Origin of the sequence: Megasphaera sp. NM10 (genome assembly GCF_000417505.1) — a bacterium.
Taxonomy (GTDB): Bacteria; Bacillota; Negativicutes; order Veillonellales; family Megasphaeraceae; genus Megasphaera; species Megasphaera intestinihominis.
Genome location: NZ_APHY01000040.1, coordinates 1 through 8061 on the forward strand (window position 1 = coordinate 1; position 8061 = coordinate 8061).

Below are 8061 nucleotides of genomic sequence, written 5' to 3' on the forward strand. Positions count from 1 at the left end.
GCAGTGTCATGGATGCCATTGGCCAGGCCGTAGACTGGGCTATGGATAAGTGGAATAGCCTGGTCAATGCCTTATCCCATCCGATTGATACGGCTATCAATATTGCACAAAACATAACCCGTACAATCAGTGAAGCAACCAGCAGTGGTGATGACGTCAGCGAAAACGCCAGAGGTGGCATTTATCAGCGTGGGGCCTTCCTGACAACATTCGCGGAAGACTCGGCAGAAGCCGCTATCCCTTTAGACGGGTCGGCACGAGCTATCTCATTGTGGCAGCAGGCAGGAGCCGCGTTAGGTGTCATGCCGAAAACGCCGCAGCGGATGAGTGCAGGAACAGCCAAAGCCCCGATGTACAGCAACAGCAGCATCACACTGGACTTCCGGCCGACTATCAACGTCCAGGGCGGTGGCGACGTCGCTGATGCCGTCCGTCAAGCCTTGGAAGAACAGGCGCGTCAATTCCAGCGGGAACTGCCTAAAATGCTGGATAGAGTATCCGCAGGACGGAGGCGGTTGAGCTATGAATAAGTACACGACAGTCCAGGGGGACATGTGGGATGCCATTGCGTATAAAATTTTCGGCAATGAGCTCTATATGAATGAACTGCTGGAAGCGAATGAAGCGTACCGAAACACGGCTATTTTTCCAGCAGGGATCATATTGGACGTCCCGGACATCAATGTAATCCAGTCATCCAAGATTTTGCCACCATGGAAGCGGTGATGCCATGTCCCTAGAAACGATTAAAGCCAAATTAAATGAATGGAAAAAAGAACTGACGCCGGGGACATTCCTCGGCCGCCGGGCCTATGCTCAAATACTGTATACGCCGGCAGGAGAAACAGAGAGCAAAGACATATCCGAAGATATGATGAAGTATCTGCTATCCATTGAAGTGACGGACAACCTGTCCGGGCAGGTTGATGATATGACAGTTACTTTGGAAGACCGTGCGCAGCTGTGGCAGGACACGTGGTATCCGGAACCGGGGTCCAAATTGGACATTACCCTTTATACGCTGAACAAAAACGGCGTCAACGAGGGCATCAAAGAACTGCCAGTCGGAGAATTTGAGGTCGATGAAATCGAAATCAACGGGATGCCGACGACGGTACAAATCAAAGCCGTCAATGCCATTGCTGATACGTCATTGCGAGGCATTAAGCAGAATCAATCCTGGGATAATATCAGCCTCTATAAAATCGCCAATGACATCGCCTGGAGAAATGGCATGTCACTGGACTATGAGCCGGGGGCCCAGAACAATCCATCGTATGAGCATGTCGAGCAGTCAGACGCATCAGACCTTGAATTTTTAAAAAAGCTATGTGATGATGCCGGCCTGGATCTGAAAATATCGACCAAGACCATTATCATCCTCGATGAATACCAGTTGGAAAACCAGGAGCCGTTGATTGTATTCTGGCGGCCAGGGACAGCCTCGTTTTCAGAGCAGACGAGCGATGATGACGTATCGCCTGAAAACCCGCTGAACTTCACGGATTTCCTGTCCTACTCAATGAAAGCCAAGACCCGTGATATTTATCGGGCCTGCCACGTTAAATACAAGCAGGGCAAGAACAAAGAAGTCATCGAGGGCTATTTTGAAGCCCCGAATAAGCAAACGGGGCTGACGCTGGAAGTGAATGAACAATGCGACACAGTGGACGCCGCAAATAAGCTGGCCAAGAAAAAATTGCGAGAGCAGAACCGGGATGAAATCACGGCATCTTTTAGCCTGTACGGCGACTTCCACTTCATGGCCGGTATTGTCGTCGGTTTCATGAACTTCGGCGCCTTTGACGGGAAATATATCATTACCAAGGCGACGCACAGTCTGGGCAATGGGTATGTACTCAGCCTGGAAATGAGGAGGTGCCTCGATGGATACTAACATCAAAAAGCTGTTGGAGAACCTGATATTTTACGGAACCGTATGCGCACTGACTCCAAAAGACGGAACCGTGCGCGTATGCCGTGAAGATAAGGGAAACAAGGTAACGAACGATTTGTTCGTCCTTCAACGCGGCTCATCGGAATCGAAAGATTTCTGGATGCCGGCTGTCGGGGACCAAGTGCTCTGCATACAGATGCCGAACTTTTCGGGTGCCGGCGTAGGCGACGGATTCGTGCTGGGGACCTTCTTCAGCAGCACTGATGCGCCGCCTGGCGGAGCCGATGCCAATACAAGGGTCATCGACACGCCGGGAAATCTGAAAATCAATGTTGGCGGGGCTTTGCAGATTAATGCTTCCAGTGGGGATGTGGTAGTCAACGGCATATCACTCGTGTCACATGTACACGGCGGCGTCACGCCGGGTGGCAGTAAAACGAGTACGCCAGAATAGGAGGTGCTATGTATATCGGATATATGGGCAGTCTGCCATTCATCGTATCGTCGCATTATCTAAGGACGCCGGCCAACTACCAGACCGAGGCAGGAAGCCGCTGGCAGGACCATGACATTATTTATCATAAGCCGGTCAGCGAATTCATCGGGCCGAAATTACGAACAATCACTTTTGACCTCATCCTTACAGCATCGCACAATATTGCGATAAAGAAGGACCTGGCAACGATGAAGGAGATGTGCGAAAACGGTACCGTATTTCCACTGATCATCGGGATGCGGCCAGTCAGCCAGAATTATTGGCGCCTGGACTCCATGTCCGTTTCGGACACTTTTTTCAGTTCCGTCGGGGCATTGATTTGGGCCAAAGTAAACGTCAAGCTGGTCGAATATGATGATAGCAACTACCATGAAGAAAAATCAAAATTAAACCTTTATGGCAGCATTGCCAACGGGATATTAACCGTCTTTAGATAGGAGGTATCCATGGAATATGTTGTAATGCCAGACGCTAAAACCATTGATTTTGCGCCAGCAACAAAAATCGAAGAAATATTGCAGAACGTCCGGACCATCTTGGGGACTGTAAAATTCTCAGTGCCGCTCGATAGGGAGTTTGGCATTTCCGGGGATGCAGTAGATAAACCCATACTACAAGCAGAAGCCATCTTGTCGAGTGAAATATTTGCTCAAATCAAGCGCTATGAGCCACGGGTAAGCATTACGGAAATAACATTCACGGGCGACCCAAAAGGACGGCTTACGCCGAAAGTGACGGTGAAAATTAATGAAACTAGCTGATTTACCAGACATCGAATTCGTAGACGGCGATGCGGAGAAAATCAAAGCTGCCGTCTTTAACGACTATACCCGCATAACTGGCCGGACCTTAGCCCAAGGCGACCCAGTACGACTATTCTTGCTGGTCGTATCCGAAGCGATTATCCGGCTTGTAAATAATCAAAATTACATCGGCAAACAGAATCTGCTGAAATATGCGTCCAGTGGAAATCTGGATAACCTCGGCGCTTTTTCCGACACGACGCGAATACCGGCATCGGCCGCAACGACAACGCTGCTGATTACGTTGGCAGCTAAACGCGAACAGGAAACCATCGTAAAAGCCGGAACGCGTGTAACGACAGACAGCGGTATTTATTTCGCAACCAACGAAGATGCGGCCGTCCTGGCAGGGAACTTGACAACGACGGTAAAAGCGACCTGCCAAACCGTCGGCACGGCGGGAAACGGATTCCTGCCGGGAGAAATCAAATCCGTCGTCGACCTGGTGGCCTACGTGGCATCCATCGTCAACACTACAACGAGTGCTGGCGGAGCCGATGAGGAAGCGGACGACGACTATCGAGAACGCATCCACGAAGCGCCGGAACGTTTTTCTACAGCGGGGCCGACAGGGGCTTACGAGTATTGGACGAAGTCGGCTAACAGCGGCATCATTGACGTCGCTGTAACCAGTCCCAGCGCAGGAACGGTTGAAATCAGGCCGCTCATGACAGGCGGGACACTGCCGGAGCAGGAATTACTGGACGCGGTAAAAACGGTAGTATCTGCGGATAAAGTACGGCCGTTGACCGATAACATATCGGTCGTCGCACCGGATGCGGTATCCTATGACATTACCCTGACCTATTATACCGACGTCGGCACGGCGGAATCTACTGTCAAAGACGCCGTAACGACAGCCGTAAATAACTATCGGCTGTGGCAGAAATCTAAAATTGGCCGGGACATCAACCCGTCGCGACTGATTGCCGACGTTATGGCCGTCGCCGGCGTAAAACGCGTCATCGTCACGGCGCCGACCTATACCGTGCTGACAGGCGTACAAGTTGCCCAGGATAAAACGGTATCCGTCGTCTTAGGAGGGAGTGAAGACGAATGAAAGATGCGGATTACAAAATCGCAGAACATTTGCCGGAATCCATCAACAAAGACCCCGTACCGGATTTGGCCCGCGTCGTCGATATGGCGCTGTCCGACATCAATCCGGATTTGTTACTGATTTACCCGGCCATTGATGACCTGCCGGAAGCGCTCATTGACCATCTGGCAGAGCAGATGCACGTCGACGAATACGATGATAATTCGGACTTGTCTGTAAAAAGGCAGCAGGTCAAAGAATCGTTTTTACTACATAAATTCAAGGGCACAAAATATGCTGTACAGCGGGCCGTAGCTACGGTGTATCAATCAGCTGTGGTGCAGGAATGGCCTGAATACGACGGTCAGCCCTATCACTTCCGAGTAACGCTGATAACGGCTCCATTAGATGGAGTAACACTAATCAATAAAATGGTAAGGTTGATTAATGCGTATAAAAACACGCGATCATGGCTGGATTATGTGCAATTCATCAGGCGATGCACCGGAGAAGCTAGGTTCGGCGCGAATATGAGTATTGTTCGCCAGACATGCATTACGTTTGATTTAAAACAAATGCTGATAGCACAGAAAGATATTTATTTTGCCGGGGCTGTCGGCACATTCAGGAGGGATATCATTCATGGCAAATTGGAATAAAATCACCATGACCGATGTCGGGGCGACATTGCAAGCCAAAATCAATGCGGGCCTGACTACACTCAAGTTTACGCGTGTTGCTATCGGGTCCGGTACGCGGACCGGGCCGTTGAACAGTGCAACAGCACTAATCAATGAACAGATGACACTGGGCATCAATAAAATTACGCAGAGCGGGAATACCGTAACGCTGGAGCTGACTATCAGTAACAGCGGGGTTAAAACGGGATTCAAGATATCAGAGCTGGGACTCTTTGCGACGGACCCGGATGTCGGTGAAATCATGTATGTGGCGATGACGGACGACAATCCAGATTATATGCCAGCCGAAGGCGGAAGCACGGTTGTACAGCAAGAATTTCAGTTACAGTTTACCATGAGCAATACGGGTAACGTGTCAGCGACCATCAACCCCAATGGATTTTTGACCGTCGCACATAATACAGACGATGCAGCACATGAAAACATTTTAATGGTCACATCAACAGCCAATAAACCGGCGTCTATGTCTGAGCGTGGCATGTGGGTCGAAATCGTCGAATAGGGGTGATGAGATGCTGAAAATACGAGGCATGGACATCTACTATGTACGTGGCGACGATGACAGTTTTACCATTCAGCCGGTACAGGCAGACGGCACACCCATTACGGGATATACCGGCATCTTCTCTGTCAAACGGACCTATGACGATACTGACTATGTTCTGCAATGTCCGATGGACGGATCCGTCGTAGATCTGACGCACGACAAGACCCAGGGCCTTGCCTACGGTGATTATGTATGGGATGTACAGTTGACCTTATCAGACGGGACTCATCAGACCATCGGCCCGGGCAAGTTCCATCTGCTGCCGGACGTCACGACGACGTAGGAGGTGGCCGCATGGATAAAATTAGGGCTGTATTGACGGCACGGTACCCTACGCTGTCTGCCCGTCTGAGCGCCGGGAATACCCTGACGGTAGGCATGGGCATAGCCGGGGCCAAAGGGGCCGTCTATACGCCGCATATCACGGATGACGGCATATTATCCTGGACCAATGACGGCGGCCGGGACAACCCCGCTCCGGTGGATATAAAAGGACCGAAGGGAGATACAGGCCCACAGGGGCCAGTAGGACCACAGGGACCGGCGGGAAAGGATGCACTGGCGGACACCATACTGAACATGGATATTGATGCGATTTTTTAGGAGGAAACTATGGCAACAAAATTTCTGGACCTCGATGGCCTGAAATATTTTAAAACGAAGCAGGATGCGGCGAACGATGGGAAGTATGTGCCCCAGGGCATCACCATCAACGGCGTCGCACTCAATAAGACCGGCATCACGATTACCGATGACACCAAATTAAGTAAGACCGATGCGGCCAGCGTTTACTTGAGTAAGACGGATGCAGCTACTACTTATCTGGGCATCAGTGCGAAAGCCTCGACTGCCGGTGCCGCTGATACAGCAACCAAGTTAGCTACAGCACGGACCATCAACGGCGTGTCCTTTGACGGGCAGGCGAACATCACTATTAATGCGGTCGATAGCACAGCACGTATCGCAACGTCGCTCATCGGCGCGGCCAATGGGGTTGCCCCGCTCGGATCTGACAAAAAGATTCCGGCCCAGTACATCCCAGGCGATATCGGCGAAGTAATCGAAGGCTACTACAGCGGCGGCAAATTCTACAAAGAATCCACGCATACGACGGAAATCACAGGCTCGACCAACACCATGTACGTCGACATTGGCAGCACCGACAACGACGTATACAGATATTCCGGCACGGCCTACGTGCTCATCAACGACGCCGTCAGCACTGCCGACAAGGCCGTCCGGGATGGCGACGGCAACACCATTACGACGACCTATGTCAAAGTCGTAAGCGGCAAAGGGCTCAGTACCAATGACTATACAACGGCCGAAAAGAATAAACTGGCCGGACTCAGTAACTACACATTGCCGACAGCTACTTCCAGCGTTTTAGGGGGTGTGAAAATCGGGAGCAATCTCAGTGTTTCATCCGGCGTCATCTCGCTGACGTCTGCTAATGTCACAGCAGCCCTCGGATACACGCCGGCAAATTCGGCCAGCATAGTCACGTACTCGGCGCTTAGCCAGACCGAGATCGACACCTGCTTTGCATAGGGGGTGGCTGTCATGGCAACTAAATTTTTAGATGCGGCCGGGCTGAAATATGCAGTCAGTAAAATTAAGACACTGATTGCGGCAAAGCAGGATAAATTGACGTTCGACAGCAAGCCCACGTCTGGCTCTACCAACCCCGTCACCAGCGGCGGCGTATACGATGCGATTAATAACGGCATCACAATCAGTGTAGAGCCGTCTGCCGGATCAAGCACATGGATAGAAGTGCCGACTGAAGATTTATACATAGGCGGAACGGAACCGACCGACCAACACACGATTTGGATTGAAGTCAGTAAATAGGAGGATAACAACATGAGCATTTTAAAAGTTATTTTGCATCACTGGAACAAAACGACACAATCGTATGATAACTTCCATCCAGAAACCGAAGTATCTCAGGTCACGGACTGGAACCAGGGCATCGTCAATACACTTGCAAGCACGGCGCTGGGCGGACTTGTCAATACACTGACATCGGACAGCTTGCTTGCGAAGATGATACAGAAAGTTTTAGAAGCGACCGGGGTCAAGTATAGCCTGGGCCAAAATGGATATGTATGTTTCGGTAGCCTGGTCGGCGGCCTAATTATACAGTGGGTAGATGTGCCTATGGGAAGCCAATACGCAGTACCCATTCCCTGGCCTCTAACCGCTAAGCTAATGTCTGTCGTATCCGTTCATGGGGGAGATGACAACTACGACATGTGGCCGTCATACAATGGCCAAACGCTGCACTCAACGGCCAAAAACATAAACGGCTATGTTATCGGCATTTTCCAATAGACAGTGGGTATATGCAGATGCAGTAAACGCGCCATATCGAACCGCTTCTTTGGGTGTGTCAAGAGTTTTGTGTAAATCGATTCAATAAGCAACATCGTATTGCTGCATAAGCTGAGACATCCTGTCGTCCATGAGCAGCTGGTTCCGGACCATCGCCCAGTTTGCGACGTGACGACCCTTCCATTTTTTATAGAGCTCTTGGATGCGTAGGTAGAAAATCTTGAAGACTGCCTGATGCTGG

At 50.7% G+C, this 8061-nt stretch carries 13 protein-coding genes and 1 pseudogene; all 14 read left to right on the top strand.

Going from position 1 to position 8061, the window contains the following annotated elements; all coding sequences use genetic code 11:
* Positions 1 to 530 (top strand): annotated as a pseudogene (locus NM10_RS07705) (phage tail tape measure protein); the annotation flags it as partial.
* Positions 523 to 726 carry a tail protein X gene (locus NM10_RS07710; protein WP_020311025.1) on the top strand — a complete coding sequence of 68 codons (204 nt, stop codon included), beginning with the start codon at positions 523 to 525 and terminating at the stop codon, positions 724 to 726. The pseudogene NM10_RS07705 and the gene NM10_RS07710, both read left to right, overlap by 8 nt.
* Positions 727 to 730: 4 nt before the next feature.
* Positions 731 to 1897, top strand: a complete 1167-nt coding sequence (locus tag NM10_RS07715) for a phage late control D family protein (RefSeq protein ID WP_020311026.1) — start codon at positions 731 to 733, stop codon at positions 1895 to 1897.
* Positions 1887 to 2351 carry a phage baseplate assembly protein V gene (locus tag NM10_RS07720; RefSeq protein ID WP_020311027.1) on the top strand — a complete coding sequence of 155 codons (465 nt, stop codon included), beginning with the start codon at positions 1887 to 1889 and terminating at the stop codon, positions 2349 to 2351. The genes NM10_RS07715 and NM10_RS07720 overlap by 11 nt, the downstream gene beginning before the upstream one ends.
* Positions 2352 to 2359: 8 nt before the next feature.
* Positions 2360 to 2830 (top strand): phage tail protein, encoded by a 471-nt coding sequence (locus NM10_RS07725; RefSeq protein ID WP_020311028.1) that lies wholly within the window; start codon positions 2360 to 2362, stop codon positions 2828 to 2830.
* 9 nt (positions 2831 to 2839) lie between these two features.
* Positions 2840 to 3154, top strand: coding sequence for a hypothetical protein (locus tag NM10_RS07730; RefSeq protein ID WP_020311029.1), 315 nt, complete (start codon positions 2840 to 2842; stop codon positions 3152 to 3154).
* Positions 3141 to 4256: a baseplate assembly protein gene (locus NM10_RS07735; RefSeq protein ID WP_020311030.1), complete on the top strand. Its 1116-nt coding sequence runs from the start codon at positions 3141 to 3143 to the stop codon at positions 4254 to 4256. Before NM10_RS07730 ends, NM10_RS07735 begins: the two co-directional genes overlap by 14 nt.
* Positions 4253 to 4894, top strand: coding sequence for a phage tail protein I (locus tag NM10_RS07740; RefSeq protein WP_020311031.1), 642 nt, complete (start codon positions 4253 to 4255; stop codon positions 4892 to 4894). The genes NM10_RS07735 and NM10_RS07740 overlap by 4 nt, the downstream gene beginning before the upstream one ends.
* Positions 4878 to 5438: a phage tail-collar fiber domain-containing protein gene (locus tag NM10_RS07745; protein ID WP_020311032.1), complete on the top strand. Its 561-nt coding sequence runs from the start codon at positions 4878 to 4880 to the stop codon at positions 5436 to 5438. The genes NM10_RS07740 and NM10_RS07745 overlap by 17 nt, the downstream gene beginning before the upstream one ends.
* Positions 5439 to 5448: 10 nt before the next feature.
* Positions 5449 to 5766: a hypothetical protein gene (locus tag NM10_RS07750; RefSeq protein ID WP_020724095.1), complete on the top strand. Its 318-nt coding sequence runs from the start codon at positions 5449 to 5451 to the stop codon at positions 5764 to 5766.
* 11 nt (positions 5767 to 5777) lie between these two features.
* Positions 5778 to 6086 (top strand): hypothetical protein, encoded by a 309-nt coding sequence (locus tag NM10_RS07755; RefSeq protein WP_020311034.1) that lies wholly within the window; start codon positions 5778 to 5780, stop codon positions 6084 to 6086.
* A 9-nt stretch (positions 6087 to 6095) separates the two neighbouring features.
* Positions 6096 to 7034: a hypothetical protein gene (locus NM10_RS07760; RefSeq protein ID WP_020311035.1), complete on the top strand. Its 939-nt coding sequence runs from the start codon at positions 6096 to 6098 to the stop codon at positions 7032 to 7034.
* A 12-nt stretch (positions 7035 to 7046) separates the two neighbouring features.
* On the top strand, positions 7047 to 7337 hold the full coding sequence (locus NM10_RS07765; protein WP_020311036.1) for a hypothetical protein: 291 nt from the start codon (positions 7047 to 7049) through the stop codon (positions 7335 to 7337).
* Positions 7338 to 7349: 12 nt separating this feature from the next.
* A complete protein-coding gene (locus NM10_RS07770; protein WP_020311037.1) occupies positions 7350 to 7820 on the top strand; it encodes a hypothetical protein in 471 nt (156 codons plus the stop codon).
* The last annotated feature ends 241 nt before the right edge of the window (positions 7821 to 8061 follow it).